A 19,968-nucleotide genomic window follows, 5' to 3' on the forward strand; every position below is an offset into this window, starting at 1 on the left:
AAACCGATTTACGCAGAAACAATGAAAGAATTTATTCACGCTTGACCGTATACGTAAATTTTGAAATATTCATCATGTTATAAAATTACTTTTGCAAACGGCATTACTTTTTAGCTCGCAGATCAAGGTTCTGAAATACAAATACACGCAACACATTGTTGCTGTTGAAATGATTGCCCGACGGCAGTTGCTGGAACTGGTTCATGTAACCTACCTGCATGTTCAAACCTTTTGTAAACTGATAACCAAGCCCGACAAAAAACCGGTTCTGATCAAACAGATTATATGTAATCTGCTTGCCTGCATTGATATGGACTTCGTCATTAAAAGCAAAAAACAAAGTATTCGGTTCTATAAAATCCCGGTTTAAGGGCACCATCAGATTCAGAAGATAACGAAAGCGGAAGTTGAAATTATTCCCGTCCAGCAACTGATCATTCGCAATTTTCCTGTTAAACCGTTCTTCCAGACGCACCCATTGCTGCGTCTGTAGTCTGCGCTGGCGGCTGGTCCAGAGTATCTGCTGCCATAAACGGTTTTCCGGACGAACGGTATGCAGCCCGGCGGCGGGAAAACTTCTTGCAAAAGCATAACCGGCAGTAAAGCGCAAATGATCATTTGCATAATACGTGATGCCCGGGCGAACGATCTGGGTAGACCAGCGATCCAGAAAGTCGGTTCTTCTGGCATGCAGATCCAGCCAGATTCCCCATTTGTTTGTCAGTCGCGTCTGGTTGAAATAGCCCAGCCAAGCCTGACTTTGCACATTCACCTGTTTCTGCCCGAATGAAGGACAGGTAAAAAGCAGGCCGAACAAAAGCAGATAATTTTTGATTTTCATTTTCATTTTTAATTAACATTGACAAAACAGGAAGTCAGTTAAATGTGCTTCACCTGAATCTTTGCACCAGTCCACTTTTCAAAACCGGCTCGGGAACGCTGTCACACTGACTTTCCTGCAATATCCGATCGCATGCGTTATTTAAAATAGAACGGAAATGACCATTTGTATACAGTTTACTTTTTAAGTAAATTTTTCCTGTAATCCGATGGATTCTGCCCGGTATGTGCTTTAAAAATCCTTGTAAAATGACTTTGATCCGAAAATCCGGTAAGGTAAGCGATTTCGGACAACGTATGCCCGGTGTTGCCCAGCAGCTCGATGGCTTTTTCGATCCTTAATTTGCGGATGTATTCACCGAAAGAAAGGTTGCTGAAATATTTGGAAAATTCCCTGGATACATAAGTCGGATGAATCTGAAGACCTTCGGCGATTTCCTTCAAACTTAAACTCAGATTGGTATCCATCTGATCCTGAATAATTTCTTTCAGTTCTTTGGCCCATTTCGGTGTTTTAAGGTTTTCCGGTTTCTTTTTTTCAAGGTAAGTATGAAAAACAGTCAGCAACATCTTTTCGGAAGGACTTTGCGTATGCTTTTCCTTCTGCAGATATTTGGCCCAGCTGTAAAGCGCATCGTAAACAAGCATCCCTTTTTCAAGCAGTTCATGATCATCCGCAAAATTGAAAGCCAAGCCCGCAGAAATGGCCCATAAACCGGACGACTGGCCTGTAAGGGAATGATCATCCGTATCAGCACCGCGAACAATCGGGGCCATATCTTTTAATGCCTGATCTTCAAGCTTGTACTTTTCCAGAAAGTAATCGAAGGTGCAGCGGTCTTCATAATGCGTAAACTCGGTATCCGGAATATCAAAAGGAATGGCATTCAGTTCCGAAGCTTTTGCAAGCACCTCATGAAACGGCACAAAGTAGAAACGGGCATCCGGATCAATGAACCGCTTGATTAACCACGGACAGGCAATTCTGTCAATTTTTGGCCTTTCACGGGTAATCCAGTTCATTTTAGAGAATGCAGTTTAAATTATTCAATGCAAAAGTAAGCAACAAACAGACGGGCAAACAAAATTATTCTACGGCACTTTTGTTTAATCATGCGGCTCTGTCCGACGTAAAAATCCCTTATTTATGCATATGCTTTTAATTAGCTTTTAGCTGTCGGCTTTAAGCCGTTAGCGGTTTTTTACTGTAATTCTTAATTCCAGCCCTTTCTCTTAAAATGTAAATGGATAAGTTTCAGGCATCTGGCTTCCATCCGGTTTTAAATGCATGGGATGCAGCGCCGTGGTCTGGTCCAGATATAGGAATGCATCATAGCGCCGGCTGAGTACAGTTGGCACGTAATTTCCTCTTTTTTCATGCTTTGGGTCGTACACAACTCCAATCGCCCGGTGAAGTTTTTTCCTGCTCCATTGATCCTGACCGGACTCCTGCTCACTGTCAAAAATCAGCAACTTGTTTTCCGCCGATTCCTTGTGCAGCTGATGTTCAACGCTTCCTTCCCTGGCTGCGGGCATTTCCATTATTTCCATCGGTGCATCCCATTGTGCGCCCGCAATCACACTTCCCTGATACGAACCAAAGCCGACCAGAACCGTACTGCTTTCGCCAAACTGTTGCCTTGCAAGCTGACCTGTGTTGTGCATGCCGTGCAAAGCCATATCCGTGTAGCGGGCATCACCGATATGCGTGTTGTGTTCCCAGACAATTGCTTTGGAATCCGGTCCGTGAAACTGCGTAAGCCGGAACAGCGTGTCCATCATATGCTGGTCCCGGAGGTTCCACGTATTTTCGCCGAAACCGACCATATTGGAATAATATTTTTCGGCGTTTACGGCAATAAAAGCATTTTGTTCAATATTCAGGGCTGCTTCCGGATCGTGGTCATACACAGGCGTTTTCTTTCTGACTTCCGTAAGCAGCCGGATCACTTCATTCCGGCATGAACTGTCGCCAAAGTATTGCGCACGCGCATATTTCTCCTCATCTTTTTCGTACGCCTCAAAGCACCGCATGGCTTCATGGACGATGCTGGCAGCTCCGGGATCATTTTTCCTGAGATACGTTTCCATTGCTTCCATGGATTCCCAGAGGCTGTAAACATCCAGTCCGTAAAACCCGATGCGGTTATTTACGGCCTTGTCCAGATTGTATGCTTTCAGCCAGTTTACAAGTGCGTCAATTTCCCAGTTTGCCCACATCCAGGTTGGCCAGCGTCTGAAGTTCTGCAGAATTTCGGTTGATGTCTTGTCCTTGTCCGCAAAGCCTTTAATGTAACGGTTAACCCTGTAACAGTCGGGCCAGTCGCCTTCTACGGCGATAAAACTGAATCCCTTTTCCAGAATGAGTCTTTTGGTTATGGCTGTGCGCCAGCTGTAATATTCATGCGTACCATGCGAAGCTTCGCCCAGCATCACGCAGCTTGCATCGCCGATCCGTTCCATCAACGGATCCAGGTCTGCAGTGGAGTTCAGCACGTATGAATCCTTGTATTTCAGATTGTGGTCCTTGTGCAGGTCAGTTTTCGGTAGTTCCATGGCTGCGTACTTTATAATGATGATTCTTTGGTTATGAAAGCCTGGCACTTTCAATAAAAAGCATGCCGGGACCATGAACAGAATCCGCTTCCTTATACCGAACCAAAATGAATTTCAGCCAGGTCCGTTCCCGGAAATCCACAGCTGAATACCGCGCCCAAAATATTTCATTTGTGAAAATGAGTATATTATGCAGCTTAACCCGATTATAATCATAATCAATCTTGATCTAATTTCCTGAAACTTCGGGATTCATCAATTCATGGTATATTATTTGATAGAAGCGATGGCTTAGTAAATTACAATGGTTATGAATGGAGAAATTTATATTGTAGATGATAGCCCGGATCAGCATTTTCTGCTATATCAAATACTGAAACAATTGCCCGAATCCTATTCAGTAAAGTTTTTTGAAGACGGAAAAATCCTGCACCGGCATTTGGGTACATTATCAATACAGGAACAACATGACAAATTTCCGAAGCTGATTATTCTGGATCTGCACATGCCGGGAATGAGCGGCTTACAGCTTCTTAAGCTGATCAAAAAACCTGCGGTGGAATCTCACGAACATTTGAAAGACATTCCCGTTGTCGTAATGAGCAGTGACACGCGCGAGGACAGGATCATCAAATGTTATCAGGAAGGTGCGGACGCATACATTATAAAGCCTATGGAATTCGACAAAGTAAAAAGCACCATGCAGTCTATCTGCAGATTCTGGCTGGGACGTGAAGTTCAGCCGGCTGAGTGAATCCCGGCATATGTGATTTTACAAGCCAGGCCAGTTTGTCAGGGAAAGCCCAACTTACAAAAGCCGTCCGGATTCAGAACCGGACGGCTTTTGTAATGCTGGACATGCACTGTAACTTGCTCCTGCTGTAACAGGTCCTTTTACAGATCACGCATTCTTCAGGATCGGCGCTACTTTGCTTCCGATCAGTTCCATGGACTGCATCAGTTGTTCGTGTGTAAGTCCGGCATTGTCCATCTGAAAGGTAACGCGTGAAATGCCGCCGAGTGATTCGCTGTGCGCCAGTATTTTTTCGGCAACCTGCTCCGGGCCGCCGACCATCAAAACGCCTCTGGGCGCAATCTGCATGTCAAACTGCTGTCGTGTCACCGGCGGCCAGCCGCGCTGCCTTCCAAGTTTCGTCCAGATTTCAGCATATCCCGGATAGTATTCATCAATGGCTTCTTTTGTGCTTTTGCCGACATACCCCGGTGAATGCAGGCCTACTTTCAGCTCCTCCGGCTTGAAGCCTGCCCTTCTGCCGGCTTCCCGGTAAATATCCACCAAGGGCCGGAAACGGTACGTTTCCCCTCCTATTACCGCCACCATCAGCGGCAATCCGAGTGCGCCTGCACGTGCAAAGGATTCCGGCGTGCCGCCTACGCCAAGCCACACAGGCAGTTTTTCCTGAAAAGGCCGCGGGTATACGGGCTGATTGTTCAATGCCGGACGAAATTTTCCCGACCAGGTAATGAATTCACTTTCTCGGATTTTAAGCAGCAGATCCAGTTTTTCAGTAAACAGCTGATCGTAATCATTCAGGCTGAAACCGAATAATGGAAAAGCCTCAACCGAAGAACCTCTTCCCACCACAAGCTCCGCCCTGCCTCTGGAAATAAGGTCCAGCGTAGCAAAACTCTGAAATACCCGCACCGGATCGGCGGCGCTCAGTACGGTTACGGCGCTGGCCAGACGAATCTTTCTGGTGCGCGCTGCGGCAGCGGAAAGGATAACCGCCGTAGCCGAATCCAGAAATTCCTTTTTATGATGCTCCCCGATTCCGTATACATCCAGCCCAACCTGATCGGCATGCTCAATCCTGTCGAGCAGCTGGCTCATTGCATCCACGCTGCTGATCGCGTTGCTTTCATTTGTACCGAACATGGCCGAAGCAAAACTGTCAATTCCAATTTCCATGCGTTTTATCCCGTTTATGATCCCAAAACATATATTTCCATAACCCAAAAAAGATTTTAAACTCACATTTTACATTTCACTTTTCACATTTCACTGCTCACATTTCACTGCTCACATTTCACTGCTCACAAAAATCAAATCTCCGAAAACGTATACAAATAATAATTCTCATCCTCCACAATGGCTCCTGCACACACTTTCACGCATGTAACCTTGTAATTCCGGCCATTCAGCTTCATGATCTGCACTTGTCCTTCTCCGGCTGCATCGTTCAGCGTATACGGATCACGCGTATAGTTCATAATCAGCACATTGCTTTTGCGAACATCAACCGTTTCAACAAAACGGCTGAACAGCTCGGCCTGACTGAGATGGATTGCCTTGTAATTCCAGTATTTTTCTCTCCAAATTACGTAATCCGAAAATCTCCCGTCGTTCAGAAAACGGATTTCCTTCTGCAGATAGCCTGCTACCGGCGTGGACAGGTAATTGAATGCGCCCGCAATCCGGACATTTTCAGGCATGTTCCTTTCAATATAATCAGCTGCATGGACTGCATTGGAAAAGGGATTTTTCCAGTCTGTAAAAGCGGCAAAAAGACCGATCGGAAGCTGGGCAAAAAAAACTGAATTGAAAATAAAACTTGTCATCCGCGGCTGTTCCGACCGGTAGGCATAAATCCAGTATGCAAACAGCAAAGCCATTGAAAAATGCCCGTAATGCCTGTAAGTCCCGACGGGTTTCAGATACAGGAACAGCAGCATCAGTCCGAACGATGTGAAGGTAAATATAAAAACAGACGTGTTTTTTCGCAGCGACCAAAGCAGCGCAGCTACAACCGGAACGGCAATCATGGCGTTTACAATGCTGTTTTCAATCAGTCTGGTTCCCCAGAAAGCGGTTTTGAATTCCGGGACCGGCAACAATCCGGCCGTTATTTTCCCGATTGTAGTAACGGCAAGCCCCGGCCAGAAATGCAGGTTCCAGATGGGCGCATAGGAATTATCCGGCGGCGGAACAATCGTTACCAGAAATAGCAGTCCTCCGGCCATTGCAAAAATGACGGATACTATGTTTCCAGGCCTGAAAAGAATCCGGCTTTGAAACAGTTCCAGCATGAGCATCAGCAAAACCGCGGCCGCAATCAGTGCCATAAATGCATTGCTCTGAAAAAGCAGAAAAATAAGAATACCGATTGACCAACTGTTTTTCCGGTCACTTTTCCATAAAACGGCAATGCCAAGCAATAGCGCAATACCGATCAGATAATTCCTGCTGATCAGTCCGTATTCAAAGAATAGAAAATAACTGAAAAGCACTGCAATCTGCTGATAAAACCGCAGCGGACTCTTATAAATAACCAGAAATGCCACAAACGCAGCCATGCCGAAATGAACAACCTGAATGATATGCGGATCGTGGCTAAACTTGGAAAACGGCCACAGCACCAGAAACCACAGAACCGGATGCCCTTCATACCGGATATTATGGAAAAGGTCGGGAATGGATGCGCTGTCATGCACAAGGTTCCATGCCTGGATTTCGTCCCGCCACATTTCATGGTGATACAATCCGAATGCAACAAGAGATATATAAATAAGGAACAGTAACGTTGAGCGCATCTGAGCTGGATAAAGGTGTTCGGCAGCAAACCCGCAGGTCGGCAGCTGCGGCTTACGGCACGGATGGCCGGGCATGCAAATTAAAACAGGAAACATTCGCTTTCCAACAAATCCGGCCGTATGCCTGTGTTATTCCTGTTTATACCTATAATAATCTTAATTAGTTATATTTCAAGAATACAGGGCATATACGCCGGAAAATGCGTGAAAACAGGTTTTTTTTCTTGTTATGCAACCGAGGTTAACTTATTTTAGTAGCTTGAAAAGGTTTTTTCTACATATTATCCTCACCATTGTCATCCTGGATACAACTTCCTTGTATCAGGTGCTGAAATTTCCGTCCCTGATCCGGCACTTTACCGAACACAAGGCGCTTGATCAGCGCATAAGCTTTACGGACTTTCTGTCCATGCACTACTGGGGCGAGGATCTTGACGATAATGATGACGAGAAAGACATGCAGCTGCCTTTCAAAAAGTTTGAAATCCAGCATGCACATTTTCTTTTTGTCCCTTTTACAAACACGTTTACTTTTAAAAATACCTTTTCGCCGTTCAAAACGGATAACGGTTCTTACCGGCCTCAGGTATATTATAACACTACGCTAGGCTCTCTTTTCCGCCCGCCGCAAGCTTGAATACATATTTTCTGACGGATTGCTTCAGTCCGGATTTTCCATGCGTGCACCCAGCTGCACCCGCATGGCTTATTTGCTATGTATTTATTTAAAAGTTTGTTATGCTTAATAAAATCATCCGGTTCTCTGTCAAGAACAAACTGGTGATCGGCATTTTCATGCTGCTGTGGATTGCCCTCGGCGCATATGAAGTAAGCCGGTTGCCCATCGATGCCGTTCCCGACATTACCAATAACCAGGTCCAGATCATCACCACCGCACCCGCACTCGGCGCCGAGGATGTGGAACGCCTGATCACTTTCCCGATCGAACAGGCGATCAGCAATATTCCCGGACTCAAAGAAAGCCGGAGCCTTTCCCGTTTCGGACTTTCTTTGATCACCATTGTATTTGATGATAATTCGGACGTTTACTGGGCCAGACAACAGGTAACCGAACGGCTTTCGCAGGTTGAAATAAACGAAAATGCCAGTGTGCCGCAGCTTGCGCCGGTTACGACCGGGCTCGGGGAAATTTATCAGTATGTGATCAAACCGAAAGACGGCTACGAAAAGAAATATTCACTCGCCGATCTCCGCACCACGCAGGACTGGATCGTGCGGAGACAACTGCTCGGAACAGAAGGCGTAGCAGACGTAGCGACTTTCGGCGGTGAGCTCAAACAGTACGAAGTGGCCATTGTTCCGTCCAGCCTGAAAGCGCTTGGTCTTACGATCAGTGACGTATTCACCGCACTGAACCGGAACAATCAGAATACGGGCGGCGCTTACATTGAAAAAGGGCCTGCCGTGCTCTACATCCGAAGCGTCGGACTTGCCGGTTCCATGGACGATATCCGGAATATGGTGGTCAAAAACAGCAGCAACGGAACACCCGTTCTGATCAGTCATGTAGCCGAAGTCCGGCTTGGCTCGGCCATTCGCTACGGTGCACTGACGATGGCCGGCAAAGGCGAACTTTCCGGAGGAATTGTCCTGATGCTCAAAGGCGGCAATTCTTCAAAAGTGATTGAAAACGTCAAAACGCGCATTGCCGAAATCCAGAAAACGCTTCCGGAAGGTCTGGAAATCGAGCCTTTTCTGGATCGTACCAAAATGGTCGATAATGCCATCGGAACCGTAGAGCACAATCTGCTGGAAGGCGCACTGATCGTGGTGCTGATCCTTGTGCTTTTTCTCGGCAACCTCCGCGCCGGCCTTATCGTGGCTTCCGTGATACCGCTGTCCATGCTTTTTGCCATTACGATGATGAATCTTTTCGGTGTGAGCGGCAATCTGATGAGCCTCGGCGCACTGGATTTCGGACTGATCGTGGACGGGGCCGTTATTATCGTGGAAGCCATTCTGCATCACATGCATTTTTCACAAAAGTATGCCGCTGTTCATAAAGTGTCGCAGCAGGAAATGGACGAGGAAGTAGCCGGCTCTGCATCACGCATGATGAATGCAGCCGTATTCGGCCAGATGATCATTCTGATTGTTTACCTGCCGATCCTTTCACTTTCAGGCATTGAAGGAAAAATGTTCCGGCCGATGGCGCAGACAGTTGCGTTTGCCGTCACCGGCGCTTTTATATTATCGCTGACGTACGTTCCCATGATCAGTTCTTTGTTTATCAGTAAAAATATTTCCCATCAGCCCAACTTTTCAGACCGTGTGATGACGCGCATTGAAAACAGTTATGAAAAAATGCTGACGCATGCATTGCGGATCAAAAAAGGGATGGTGCTTGCTGCTTTTACGCTGTTTGCGGTTGCCGTTCTGATGTTTGTGCAAATGGGCGGCGAATTTATTCCGCAGCTGGAAGAAGGCGATTTTGCTACGGAAACCCGCCTGCTGGTGGGTACTAACCTGAGTACAACCATTGATGCTTTTAACCGAATCTCCGAAAACCTGAAACAAAAATATCCCGAAGTCGAAAAGATCGTTTCCAGAATCGGCAGTGCGGAAATCCCGACCGACCCGATGCCGATTGAAGGCGGGGATATGATCATTGTTTTAAAAGATAAAGCGGAATGGAAAAATGCGGAAAGTTTTCCGGAACTGGCAGAAAAAATGGCTGCAACTGTACAGGAAGTCATGCCCGGCGTAACAACGGGATTCCAGTATCCGGTACAAATGCGTTTCAATGAACTGATGACCGGCGCCAAACAGGATGTTGTCTGCAAGATTTTCGGGGAAGATCTGGACAAACTGGCTTCCTATGCGGAGCAGCTCGGCAGCATTTCCAGGACGGTAAAAGGCACGGCCGACTGGTATGTGGAAAAAGTAACGGGCATGCCGCAGATCGTTATTGATTTCAACCGGAGCGAAATTGCAAAGTACGGATTGAACATTGATGACATCAACCGCACGATCCATGCCGCATTTGCAGGAGTCGCAGCCGGACAGATTTATGAAGGTGAAAAGAAATTCGACCTTGTCGTGCGTGTCGGTAACGAAGGCCGCAGGAATATCAGCGACGTACAGAACCTGCCCATTTCAACACCCGGCGGCATCCAGATTCCGCTTTATCAGGTGGCAAGCATCCGGGAAGTGGAAGGCCCGAACCAGGTCCAGCGGGAAAATACCCGCAGAAGGATTATCGTCGGATTCAACGTAAGAGGCCGTGACGTGCAGTCTATCGTAGAAGAATTACAGCAGAAAGTGGGTTCGAAGATGAAGTTTGAAGCCGGTTACACCGTCAGCTACGGCGGCGCGTTTGAAAATCTTCAGCAGGCCAAGACGCGGTTGGGCATTGCGGTTCCGGTGGCGTTGCTGCTCATTTTTATCATGCTGTATTTTGCTTTTTCTTCTGTGAAAGACGGAGCACTTATATATACTGCAATCCCGCTTTCTGCAATCGGCGGCGTTTTTGCGCTGGCTTTGCGCGGTATGCCGTTCAGTATTTCGGCAGGCGTCGGTTTTATCGCGCTTTTCGGCGTGGCCGTGCTGAACGGGATCGTGCTGCTTTCAGAATTTAACCGGATCAGGAAAGAAGGAAAAATCCAGGACTCGTTACAGCTTGTGCTGGCGGGCACGCGAAACAGGCTCCGCCCCGTTCTGATGACTGCCGCGGTGGCCTCGCTCGGGTTTTTACCGATGGCGCTCAGCAACGGCGCCGGCGCAGAAGTTCAGCGGCCGTTGGCTACGGTTGTGATCGGCGGACTGATGACGGCAACGCTGTTGACCTTGTTCGTACTTCCGGCACTTTATCTTTTGTTTGATAAAAAGTCAAAACCAGCAGTTCCGGGTAAAAAAATGGCTGTTACCATGATGCTGCTGGCATTGTTCCATTTCAGCCACGCACAATCACAGACTGCCGCGCCTGTTGATCTGAATACGGCCATCAGCATTGCCTTGAAAAAAAACCTGCTTGCGCAAAGTGCAAGGCTGAATGAAAAAGCCAGCGAACAAATGCAGTCTGCATCTTTGGACATTGCCAAAACCAGCATCAATGCCGATTACGGAAAAGTGAACAGCCTGCATAACGACACGCGTTTCGGCATCAGTCAGACTTTCAGTTTTCCTGCGGTTTATTCCAGTCAGCGCAAGTTGCTGGAAGCCGGATATAGGATTTCACAAGCCCGCACCCGCCTTGCCGAACAGGATATCCGGAGCAGTGTCCGGCAGCTTTTTTACGAATATGCGGCCTTGAACGAAAGAAAAAAACTGCTGACCTACGCCGACAGCATTTACCGGCTTTTTGAGGAGAAATCAAATCTGCGTTTTGAAAAAGGCGAAGCAAACGTGCTGGAAAAAACAGCGGCGGAATCGCACCGCCAGCAGATCACCAACCAGCTGAATATGCTGAACAAGGATATGTCCATTGTGGTCAGTCAGTTTAATTTGCTGCTTCAGGATACACAGCAGTACATTCCGGAGATCGAAAACCCAATTATCGAAAACTTATTCACCGAAGCAGATTCCGTTCTTGCTCTGGAGCAGCTTCCGGCGGCGGAACTAGTGAGACAGCAGCAGAACGAAGCACATTTTCGCTGGAAAAATGAAAAATCCAGACTGCTTCCCGACCTGACATTTGGCTACAATAATCAAAGCCTTGTCGGTTCGCAGATACTGGGTGATCAGGAATTGTTTTTCAGCAGCAAAGACCGTTTCAGTTATTTCAGTGCAGGAGTCGGGATTCCGCTGTTTTTCAAAGCGCAGTCGGCACGTGTGGCAGCGGCGAAACTGAATCTGGAAAAAGAACGGAAACAAACGGAGTACGTCAGCATGCAGCTGCAAAACGAGCATGCCGTTACAAGGCAGCAAATGGAGAAATTCAGGGAAAGTTTACGCTATTATCAGGAAAAGGGGCTCAAAAATGCCGATCTCATCATCCTGACAGCCGATCAGCAGTTTCAGGCCGGGGAAATAGATTTTCTCCGCTGGACGATTCTTGCCGATCAGGTTATTACGATCAAAAACGAATACATCCATGCACTGGACAGCTATAATCAGGCTGTTATTCAGTTCATGAAACTAAATAATCTGTAAAATCATATGACACGATATATCATGGTTTGTTCGGGTTTGCTGCTCCTGTTTTCCTGCGAAGGCGAACTGAAAAAAGAAGCAGTTGAAACGCCTGCAATAAAAACCGCTGCCGCTTCGGAACAAACGGTTTCCTTTACGCCCGCACAGCTGAAAAGCACCGGCATTGAAGTCGCCACGCCACAGCTTGAAAACATCAGCGGCGAACTTGCTCTTCAGGGAAAAATCGACGTTCCGCCGCAAAGTACCGTCAGCCTGAGCTTTCCGCTTGGCGGCTATCTGAAATCGACCGGAATGCTGCCCGGTATGCATGTAAAAAAAGGTCAGGTGCTTGCCGAGCTGGAAGACATGCAGTTTATTCAGCTTCAGCAGGATTATCTCACTGCCCGCGAAAATTTTATTCTTGCCGAATCCGAGTTCAACCGCCAGCGCGACCTGAACGCCAGCAAAGCAAGCAGCGATAAGGTTTTTCAGCAGGCAAGGGCCGAAATGCAAACGCAGCGTATCCTGAGAAATGCGCTGGAACAAAAACTTCAGGTGATCGGCATCAATCCTGCAAAGCTGAAACCGGACAATATTTCCAAAAGCGTTGCCATTGTTTCGCCGATCAACGGGTATGTATCCAAAGTGAATGTCAATGTGGGCAAGTACACTTCGCCCACGGACATGCTCTTCGAGCTCGTCGATCCGGGCGATATCCATCTGGCACTGCATGTATTTGAAAAAGACCTCGGCTCCTTGTCCATCGGCCAGCATGTTACTGCTTTTACCAACAGCGAACCGGATAAAAAATTCACTGCAAAAATCATTCTGATCAGTAAAAACCTGGATCAGGACCGAATGGCGGAGGTACATTGCCATTTTGAAAAATACAGCCCAGCGCTTGTTCCCGGCATGTTTATGAACGGAACGGTGTCAGTAAATAACAAAAAGGCACTTACAGTTCCCAAAGAAGCCGTTGTACGATGGGAAAACAGACATTACATTTTTACAGAAAATACCGGAGGCCAGTTTCAGATGACCGAAGTAAAACCCGGTGTTGTCCATAGCGGAAAGCAGCAGATCGAGGCTGAAAATATCACCGCAAACACCAGAATGGTTGTTAAAAACGCTTATGCCCTGCTCATGAAAATCAAGAATACCGAAGAAGAAGGTTGAATTTAACAGCTTTCCGCGTACTCGTCCGGACCGTTTCTGCCACAGCCGGACGGGTACGCGTAACTGAAAAGCAGAAGGGTAAACAACAATTCCGTATGCTTTCTTTTTATTCTGAAATTCCGAACTTTGCATTTGCCGCAATTTATTATCAGGCATTTTCACACACACTATGAAATATTTGATACTATTGAGCACATTTTGTGCCCTTTCCTTTCGTTCCGGCGCGCAACCTACGAAATCGCGTTTCAGTGCATATGCGCAGTCTGAAGCATCGCAGCAGACGTTCAATCAGTATGTTGATTTTATCAATGAATCGGTAAAAGTCCTGAACAGCCGCTTCAACATGCTCAGTGCGTATCAGTCGGAACGGGAAAAATTTCGGAAAAGACCGGATTTTCTGCTGAGGTTGCCGTCTTCCGGGCCGCTGGAAGATTTTTACTTTCAAAAAGCAATTGCCGGAAAAGGGATCAAAGTTACTGATAAAGAAGTGCTTGTGGCCAATGCCACAGCTTTATGGAAAAGCCTGGAACGGCTGGATCAAACCGCAAAAGCGCTGGAAACTTACGTGCAATTACAGGCTTACAAAGCAGATGATTTTAAAAAATCCGATGAGCTTGTTATAGAAATGCAGGCCATTTTCAGGCAGTTTGGTCAGGAAAAAGCGAAGTTTTACGGCCAAATTCAGCATATTTATCGCCAGTATCAGCCTTATAAAGCTGCGGATCCGTATCTGAATATGGAAAAAGAAATGTGGCAGGTACTGCAAAGCCAGCAGCAGCTTCTTGATTCCCTGCCGTTTTACCTGCATGCAGACAGCCGTTCGAAATGGCCTTTGGAGCTTGTCCGTAAAAGTATGCTGGCGGATGAAAAGCTGCTTCCGGATTTCGGGAAAGCACATGCCGGCATTGCTTACCCGGCTTCCGATGCTGTAAAATCGTTCCGTTCAGCCATTGTCGCCATGCAAACGCTGAAACGCCATGCATTGGATGACCATACTTATGCCGCCCGGCAGTCTGCGGAGCACGGCAATGATGTTTATTTATGGCTGCTGAATTACTATAACAATGATTTGCTGATCAGTTACAAGGCTTTCGTGGATTACAGCAAACCGGTCCGGCGCTTGCTTTACTTTCCTGCATGCAGTCCGGTATTTGCCATGGAACAGGAAAACGCCGGGCCGGAAACAACTGCCGGAACTCCGCCGTTTGAAGATCAGCCATTGCTCCCGTTCCGCACGAAGCCGTCCGCTTCACCCGTACCGCCGCTCACGATCCGGGCACTGAACGGATACGTAGAATTTATCAATGAATCGCTGCGCCAGATGCATGCTTTGCAGCTCATGCTCAGGAATTATCAGTCCACGGCGGAATATTACCGTCATCCGGAACAGAGCAAATCAAGAGCAAAGCTCACTTACGAACATGAAAAGTTTAAGGTTCCGGTTTCGGCTTATGAACTGCTTGTAAATGCCGGTTCGGCCATTCCCGAAGCATACCGCGCTTCGGTAAACGGTCAGGCGGAAGTGCTTTTCAGTATGTTGAAGGAAATGGATGCATTAAGTATTGAACTGATCCGCTATACGGCCGGCAAAACATATATACAGGATCGTTTGCAGCGCTCCGATGCCATTCTGGACCGCTATGCATTGCTTTTTGATCTTTTTGACCAGAAAAAAGAACAGCTTTACAACGATGTAAGGCGCATTCATGAAAGCTACCCGCCTGAAAACCCGGCCGGTTCATGGCATGTTGCGGGAAACGCTTTGCTGAGAACCCTCGATGCCGACAAGCAGATTTTGTTTGCGGTAAAAGATTTTTTAATTCAAAAAAAGTCACAGTTGCCGGCAACCGATGAAGTGAAAGCTTTTTCCACAAAACTGATCCAGGATGAATATGCAAATCTGAAAGGATTGAAGCGCTATGGACGAAACAATGGCTTATGCCCGTATGCTCCGTATGAAGATCTGGCCGGCAATTCCGCACAGTTTGCAGAAATGATCACCAGGCTAAACACAAAGGCATTGAAAACGTCTCAAACTCCGTATGAGCCCTTTTACTATTTTTACAATAACGAACTGGTTTATCCGTACAACAAGTTTGTTGAACTCGCCGGTTCGGGATTGCTTAAAGCTGTAAACCAGCCGGATGTTTATGCATTCAGAAGAACGCCTTTGCCGGAATTGCCGACATTGCAGACGGATAAAAACAAGTTAAACGACAAAAATCAGGACATAAGTCTGAAGCCGGAAACTGAAAATAACAATTCTGCCTTCATCCGGCCCGGCAAACAGAAACCAACTGATAATCGGGGAAACGCACCAATCATGCATGATACCGTGTATGTGGAGCGCGTCAGAGTGGATACGGTTTTCGTGGATAAAGACGCGGGGCGGAACGCGGGCAATCTTTCGCTGAATGGCTTTGCAGACAATCATATGGTGCTTTTGATGGATGTTTCATCATCCATGAATTCACCTTACAAATTGCCGTTACTGAAAAAGTCGATCAAGTCGCTGCTTGCGTTGCTGAGGGATTCCGACCGGATTTCCATTGTCACCTATTCGGGCAAAGCACGCATTGCACTGAAACCGACTTCGGGTGCAAAGGCGGCTGTAATTGCAAAACAGATTGATATGCTGCAGTCGGACGGCGACACGGACGGAAATGATGGAATCAGGCTGGCTTGTAAAGTTGCAGAGAAACACTACATCCGCGGCGGCAATAACCGGATTATTCTGGCAACAGACGGCGAATTTCCGGTTAGTGAAGAAGTGCAGCAACTGATCAGCGAAAGTGCAAAGAAAGACATTCACCTCAGCATATTGACATTCGGAAGAAACCAGCATCACAGACCTTTTCTGAAAAGATTAAGCGAACTGGGGAACGGAACGTATGCACATGTTACCGCAGAAAGCGCCGGAACGCAGCTGATCCTTGAAGCGCAGGCCAGAAAAGCCGCACAGCCGTAAAAAGCAGCCGCACTGAAATCAGTATGAAAGCAGATTTCAGGGCGGCAGATTACCATTCCGAATCACCAGGGCGTTTCGCCGTAATCGCTGAAAAATTTGCCATTCGGGCCGTCCGCACCAATAATGGCGTACTGGACAACTACTTCGGCTGCTTCCTCCACTTTCTTGTAACCGGTATGGCCATTGAAATCCGTTGCCGTGTAGCCGGGATTGACGCTGTTTATTTTGAATTTCGAATCCCTGAACTCGTAAGCAAGCATGACGGTAAATGCATTCAGCGCCGTTTTGGACGAACAGTAACCGGTTACTTTTACATCAAAGTGCGCATAATCCGGATTGGTATGGTTGCCCAGAGAACCCAGATCACTGGAAACATTGACAATGCGCGGCTCATCCGATTTTTTCAGCAGCGGGATAAATGCCTGCGTCGTTTGCACCACACCGAAAAAGTTGGTATCGAATATGTTCCTGAGATTTTCCTGCGTGATTTCGGAAGCATTCTGAGGCATGACGCCCGGAATTCCGGCGTTGTTGATCAGCACGTCCAGCCGAGCAACTTTACTGGTCAGTTCCGCAGCCGCGGCATGGATGGATGCTGCATCCGTTACGTCGATCTGAACCATTTCCACATCTTCAAATCCTTCCGATTTCAGTTGTTCAACTGCTTTCAGGCCTTTTTCGGCATCGCGGCTTCCGATATAAACGGTATAGTTGAGGTTCAGTAATTGTCTGGCCGTTTCAAAACCGATGCTTTTGTTAGCACCCGTGATCAATGCTGTTTTTTTCATGATGTTCTGTTTTAAATACAGCAGCAAAGCTCGGGTATTCAAACCCATTCTTTTTTGTCATTTGGCAAAAAGCATTACGAAATGTTTTTTCTGATCCGGCTCAGTGAGGATTGTGTGATTCCCAGATAGGAAGCCAGTGCGGAAAGCGGAATCCGGTTGGAAAGTCCCGGATAGATTTCCAGAAAGCTGAGGTAACGCGTTGTGGCGTCTTCACTGAGCATACGGCTGCTTTCGTACACTTTCCGCATCAATGCACTCGACGACATTTTTGCAAACATCGGGTTCCAGTCGGCTATGGTACCGGATAGTTCGGTAAATGCCGGTTTGCTCAGGACAAACATCCGGCAGTCCGTCAGTGCTTCTACATATTCAGAGCAGGGAATTTCATTGTAAAAACTGTTCAGGTCCACTGCAAACTGATTTTCCCGGACAAAACAGCGTGTAAATTCTTCTCCCCTGATGCCGTAATAACAAACCCGGAGCACGCCTTCATGCAGAAATCCGACTTGCCTGGCTACTTTGCCGGCCTCCGAAAAATACGCTCCTTTTTTCAGTGTAATTTCATGCAACCTGCTTTTGATCAGTTCGATCTGCTGTGCATCTAGCCGGCCGAACTGAAGCATATAACTGATTATTTCTTCCATGCGACTAAGGTATGACGGCCGGGGCAGATATTTTCCGTTATTCCGGAATTTAAAAACCGGTTTCAGGTTTCCGCTGCTTGCTGTTCAATAACTTGATGAGCGAATAAATATGATATATATTACTAAGTTTCATTGAACTTATTTACATATTTGCAATAAATTACACTACGTAGTTGTCAAATAAGTTAATTTTCTTTTACTCAACCTTCTGCATTTTGAAGCCTTCGCCTGTTTCCGGAACTGACAGTGAACTGGGTACCATTATATGCGGACGAAATGGCGCTGCCATCAATCAAAAGGCGTCGTTTGGTGAGCAGTTCTCCGAATTTTTCAACGGTATACTACATACAAAAGACTGGCCGCCGCGCTGGTATTGCGGAAACTGGTCAGACTTTCATGGCTGGCTCTATATCCTTTCGGATCTCGGGATCTGGGCTGCGTATTTTGCCATTCCGCTGCTGATGCTGAATGTTTTAAATAAAAGAAAAGACATTCCGTTCCATGGTGTTTACTTGTTGTTCGTTGCATTTATCCTGCTATGCGGAATTACGCATCTGATGGATGCCGTCATTTTCTGGTGGCCGGCATACCGCCTCAGTGCGTTGATCCGGCTTGTAACGGCTGTTGTATCGGTTTTTACCATTTACGCGCTGTATAAAATCCTGCCTTCCGTTTTTTCCCTCCGGTCTGTGAGTGAACTGGAAGCTGAAATCAGAAAAAGGCATATTGTGGAAGAAAAACTGGCAGCCAGCGAGTTCCTGCTTTCCGAAGCCGGAAAAATAAGCCGTGTCGGAGGCTGGGAAATTGATTTGACCACACGTGCAAAAACCTGGTCACAAACCGTTTATGACATTTTCGAGCTTCCTTACGAATATTCCATTGATCATTACGACCCGATCAAACAGGTTCAACCGCCCTACCGCGAAACGCTGCGAAAAGCCATACGCGCTGCAATCCTGACAGGTTCGGACTGGGATATGGAACTCACGATTGTAACTGCGGAAGGCAAGACGATCTGGGTCCGTTCCACCGGCAAGGTGCTTTACGACCGGAATGGAAAAAAGGTTAAAATCCTGGGTACCTTAATGGATATTGACCGTTATAAAACCAACGAAATCGCGCTGAGCCAGTCGCTTGAACTTACCACGCAGCACATTCAGCAACTGAAAAATTTTACGCATATTCTTTCGCACAACATCCGGAACCATGCCAGTAACATGGTCCTCATTTCATCGCTGGTGGAAACCGAAACGCTGGATGAATACAATGCCGCGCTCTTTGACAAAATGAAAAACGTATCCGATGGACTGAATGCAACACTGGAAGATCTGTCGCAGGCTATAAAAATCAAGGAAGATCCGATCAGTTCCGATATAATCAGTTTCAGGGAAATCACGGAAAAAGTCCTCGGAATTTTTGAATCGGACCTTAAAGTGAATAACGTGAAAGTGGAACAGGTTTACGAAACGGAACGGATCAGTTTTCCGCATATTTATCTCGAAAGCATTCTTACAAACCTGATTTCAAATGCAATCAAATACAGGAATCCGGATAAAGATGCGGTCATCGTTTTGAGGACTTACCGGAATGAACAGATGAAAACGGTCATGGAATGCCGCGACAACGGCCTTGGCATTGACCTGGAACTGCACGGAAAGAAAATTTTCGGCTTGTACAAAACCTTTCATGAACGGAAAGATGCGCACGGCGTCGGCCTCTTTCTGACCAAAACCCAGATCGAATCGCAGGGCGGACAAATACAGGTTGAAAGTCAGCCTGGAAAAGGTTCAGTTTTTAAAATTACATTCAATGAATAAGATAAGCACAACCTGGGTAATCGATGATGACGAAATTTACAGATTTGCCATCAAGCTCATCATGAAACGTGCCGATATTACCGAAAAGACCCTTTTTTTTCACAATGGGAAAATGGCAATCGACTTTTTTACGGTAAACCTGCAAAATCCGAATGAACTGCCGGACCTGATATTGCTGGACCTGAATATGCCTGTTCTGGACGGCTGGCAGTTTCTGGATGCCTACGAAAAACTGAAACCGCAAATCAGTAAAAATATCACCATTTATCTGGTGAGTTCCACGATTGACGAACAGGATTACAACCGTGCAAAATCCATTTCCTGCGTCAAGGAACTGATTGTAAAACCGCTTACAACCAAAGATATCCAAAGGATTCTGGCTGCTTTTAATCCGGGTCAATGAAAACAGTTTGCTGTAAAATGCGAGATGTAAAATGTGAAAAGGATTTTGGTGATTTCAATTGAATCGGACTGATCGGGAAGCAGATAGCAGAAATGTGGTTTTTTGCTTCGGTAAATTTGAACTGTACGAATTT

The 19,968-nt window shown here is 46.7% G+C and carries 14 protein-coding genes; 7 read left to right on the forward strand and 7 right to left on the reverse strand.

Annotated elements, in window-relative coordinates; translation table 11 throughout:
• Positions 1-103: 103 nt before the first annotated feature.
• The 3 genes from FEM33_RS10240 to FEM33_RS10250 form a co-directional block, all read right to left on the reverse strand.
• Positions 104-841 carry a DUF2490 domain-containing protein gene (locus FEM33_RS10240; RefSeq protein WP_139011970.1) on the reverse strand — a complete coding sequence of 246 codons (738 nt, stop codon included), beginning with the start codon at positions 839-841 and terminating at the stop codon, positions 104-106.
• A gap of 176 nt (positions 842-1,017) precedes the next feature.
• Complete coding sequence (locus FEM33_RS10245) at positions 1,018-1,863, reverse strand: chromate resistance protein ChrB domain-containing protein (RefSeq protein ID WP_139011971.1); 846 nt, start codon at positions 1,861-1,863, stop codon at positions 1,018-1,020.
• Between the two features lie 210 nt (positions 1,864-2,073).
• On the reverse strand, positions 2,074-3,396 hold the full coding sequence (locus FEM33_RS10250) for an erythromycin esterase family protein (RefSeq protein ID WP_139011972.1): 1,323 nt from the start codon (positions 3,394-3,396) through the stop codon (positions 2,074-2,076).
• Between the two features lie 310 nt (positions 3,397-3,706).
• Here FEM33_RS10250 and FEM33_RS10255 point away from each other — a divergent pair, with 310 nt between their 5' ends.
• On the forward strand, positions 3,707-4,150 hold the full coding sequence (locus tag FEM33_RS10255) for a response regulator (protein WP_161597094.1): 444 nt from the start codon (positions 3,707-3,709) through the stop codon (positions 4,148-4,150).
• Between the two features lie 147 nt (positions 4,151-4,297).
• Here FEM33_RS10255 and FEM33_RS10260 read toward each other — a convergent pair whose 3' ends face one another.
• Both FEM33_RS10260 and FEM33_RS10265 read right to left on the reverse strand, forming a co-directional pair.
• On the reverse strand, positions 4,298-5,326 hold the full coding sequence (locus FEM33_RS10260; RefSeq protein ID WP_139011974.1) for an LLM class flavin-dependent oxidoreductase: 1,029 nt from the start codon (positions 5,324-5,326) through the stop codon (positions 4,298-4,300).
• Between the two features lie 134 nt (positions 5,327-5,460).
• Entirely contained in the window at positions 5,461-6,948 is a 1,488-nt protein-coding gene (locus FEM33_RS10265) for a hypothetical protein (protein WP_139011975.1), read from the reverse strand.
• Between the two features lie 259 nt (positions 6,949-7,207).
• Here FEM33_RS10265 and FEM33_RS10270 point away from each other — a divergent pair, with 259 nt between their 5' ends.
• The 4 genes from FEM33_RS10270 (at position 7,208) to FEM33_RS10285 (ending at position 16,183) form a co-directional block, all read left to right on the forward strand.
• The gene (locus tag FEM33_RS10270) at positions 7,208-7,585 is read left to right on the forward strand and encodes a hypothetical protein (protein ID WP_139011976.1); all 378 of its coding nucleotides are present in this window, start codon (positions 7,208-7,210) and stop codon (positions 7,583-7,585) included.
• A 101-nt stretch (positions 7,586-7,686) separates the two neighbouring features.
• Entirely contained in the window at positions 7,687-12,060 is a 4,374-nt protein-coding gene (locus FEM33_RS10275) for a CusA/CzcA family heavy metal efflux RND transporter (protein ID WP_139011977.1), read from the forward strand.
• Between the two features lie 6 nt (positions 12,061-12,066).
• Positions 12,067-13,215, forward strand: coding sequence for an efflux RND transporter periplasmic adaptor subunit (locus FEM33_RS10280; RefSeq protein WP_139011978.1), 1,149 nt, complete (start codon positions 12,067-12,069; stop codon positions 13,213-13,215).
• 169 nt (positions 13,216-13,384) lie between these two features.
• Positions 13,385-16,183: a VWA domain-containing protein gene (locus FEM33_RS10285; protein ID WP_139011979.1), complete on the forward strand. Its 2,799-nt coding sequence runs from the start codon at positions 13,385-13,387 to the stop codon at positions 16,181-16,183.
• Between the two features lie 62 nt (positions 16,184-16,245).
• Here FEM33_RS10285 and FEM33_RS10290 read toward each other — a convergent pair whose 3' ends face one another.
• The gene (locus tag FEM33_RS10290) at positions 16,246-16,971 is read right to left on the reverse strand and encodes an SDR family oxidoreductase (RefSeq protein ID WP_139011980.1); all 726 of its coding nucleotides are present in this window, start codon (positions 16,969-16,971) and stop codon (positions 16,246-16,248) included.
• A gap of 74 nt (positions 16,972-17,045) precedes the next feature.
• Positions 17,046-17,615, reverse strand: coding sequence for a Crp/Fnr family transcriptional regulator (locus FEM33_RS10295; RefSeq protein ID WP_139011981.1), 570 nt, complete (start codon positions 17,613-17,615; stop codon positions 17,046-17,048).
• 215 nt (positions 17,616-17,830) lie between these two features.
• Between FEM33_RS10295 and FEM33_RS10300 the strand changes: the two genes are divergently transcribed.
• Positions 17,831-19,432, forward strand: coding sequence for a sensor histidine kinase (locus tag FEM33_RS10300; protein WP_139011982.1), 1,602 nt, complete (start codon positions 17,831-17,833; stop codon positions 19,430-19,432).
• Entirely contained in the window at positions 19,425-19,835 is a 411-nt protein-coding gene (locus FEM33_RS10305; protein ID WP_139011983.1) for a response regulator, read from the forward strand. The genes FEM33_RS10300 and FEM33_RS10305 overlap by 8 nt, the downstream gene beginning before the upstream one ends.
• The last annotated feature ends 133 nt before the right edge of the window (positions 19,836-19,968 follow it).

The sequence above is a fragment of the Dyadobacter flavalbus genome (assembly GCF_006149045.1).
GTDB lineage: Bacteria > Bacteroidota > Bacteroidia > Cytophagales > Spirosomataceae > Dyadobacter > Dyadobacter flavalbus.

Bases quoted from the DNA above. Each gene is read 5' to 3' on its own strand.
- FEM33_RS10240 (WP_139011970.1), bottom strand. From the start codon at position 841: ATGAAAATCAAAAATTATCTGCTTTTGTTCGGCCTGCTTTTTACCTGT.
- FEM33_RS10245 (WP_139011971.1), bottom strand. From the start codon at position 1,863: ATGAACTGGATTACCCGTGAAAGGCCAAAAATTGACAGAATTGCCTGT.
- FEM33_RS10250 (WP_139011972.1), bottom strand. From the start codon at position 3,396: ATGGAACTACCGAAAACTGACCTGCACAAGGACCACAATCTGAAATAC.
- FEM33_RS10255 (WP_161597094.1), top strand. From the start codon at position 3,707: ATGAATGGAGAAATTTATATTGTAGATGATAGCCCGGATCAGCATTTT.
- FEM33_RS10260 (WP_139011974.1), bottom strand. From the start codon at position 5,326: ATGGAAATTGGAATTGACAGTTTTGCTTCGGCCATGTTCGGTACAAAT.
- FEM33_RS10265 (WP_139011975.1), bottom strand. From the start codon at position 6,948: ATGCGCTCAACGTTACTGTTCCTTATTTATATATCTCTTGTTGCATTC.
- FEM33_RS10275 (WP_139011977.1), top strand. From the start codon at position 7,687: ATGCTTAATAAAATCATCCGGTTCTCTGTCAAGAACAAACTGGTGATC.
- FEM33_RS10280 (WP_139011978.1), top strand. From the start codon at position 12,067: ATGACACGATATATCATGGTTTGTTCGGGTTTGCTGCTCCTGTTTTCC.
- FEM33_RS10285 (WP_139011979.1), top strand. From the start codon at position 13,385: ATGAAATATTTGATACTATTGAGCACATTTTGTGCCCTTTCCTTTCGT.
- FEM33_RS10290 (WP_139011980.1), bottom strand. From the start codon at position 16,971: ATGAAAAAAACAGCATTGATCACGGGTGCTAACAAAAGCATCGGTTTT.
- FEM33_RS10295 (WP_139011981.1), bottom strand. From the start codon at position 17,615: ATGGAAGAAATAATCAGTTATATGCTTCAGTTCGGCCGGCTAGATGCA.
- FEM33_RS10305 (WP_139011983.1), top strand. From the start codon at position 19,425: ATGAATAAGATAAGCACAACCTGGGTAATCGATGATGACGAAATTTAC.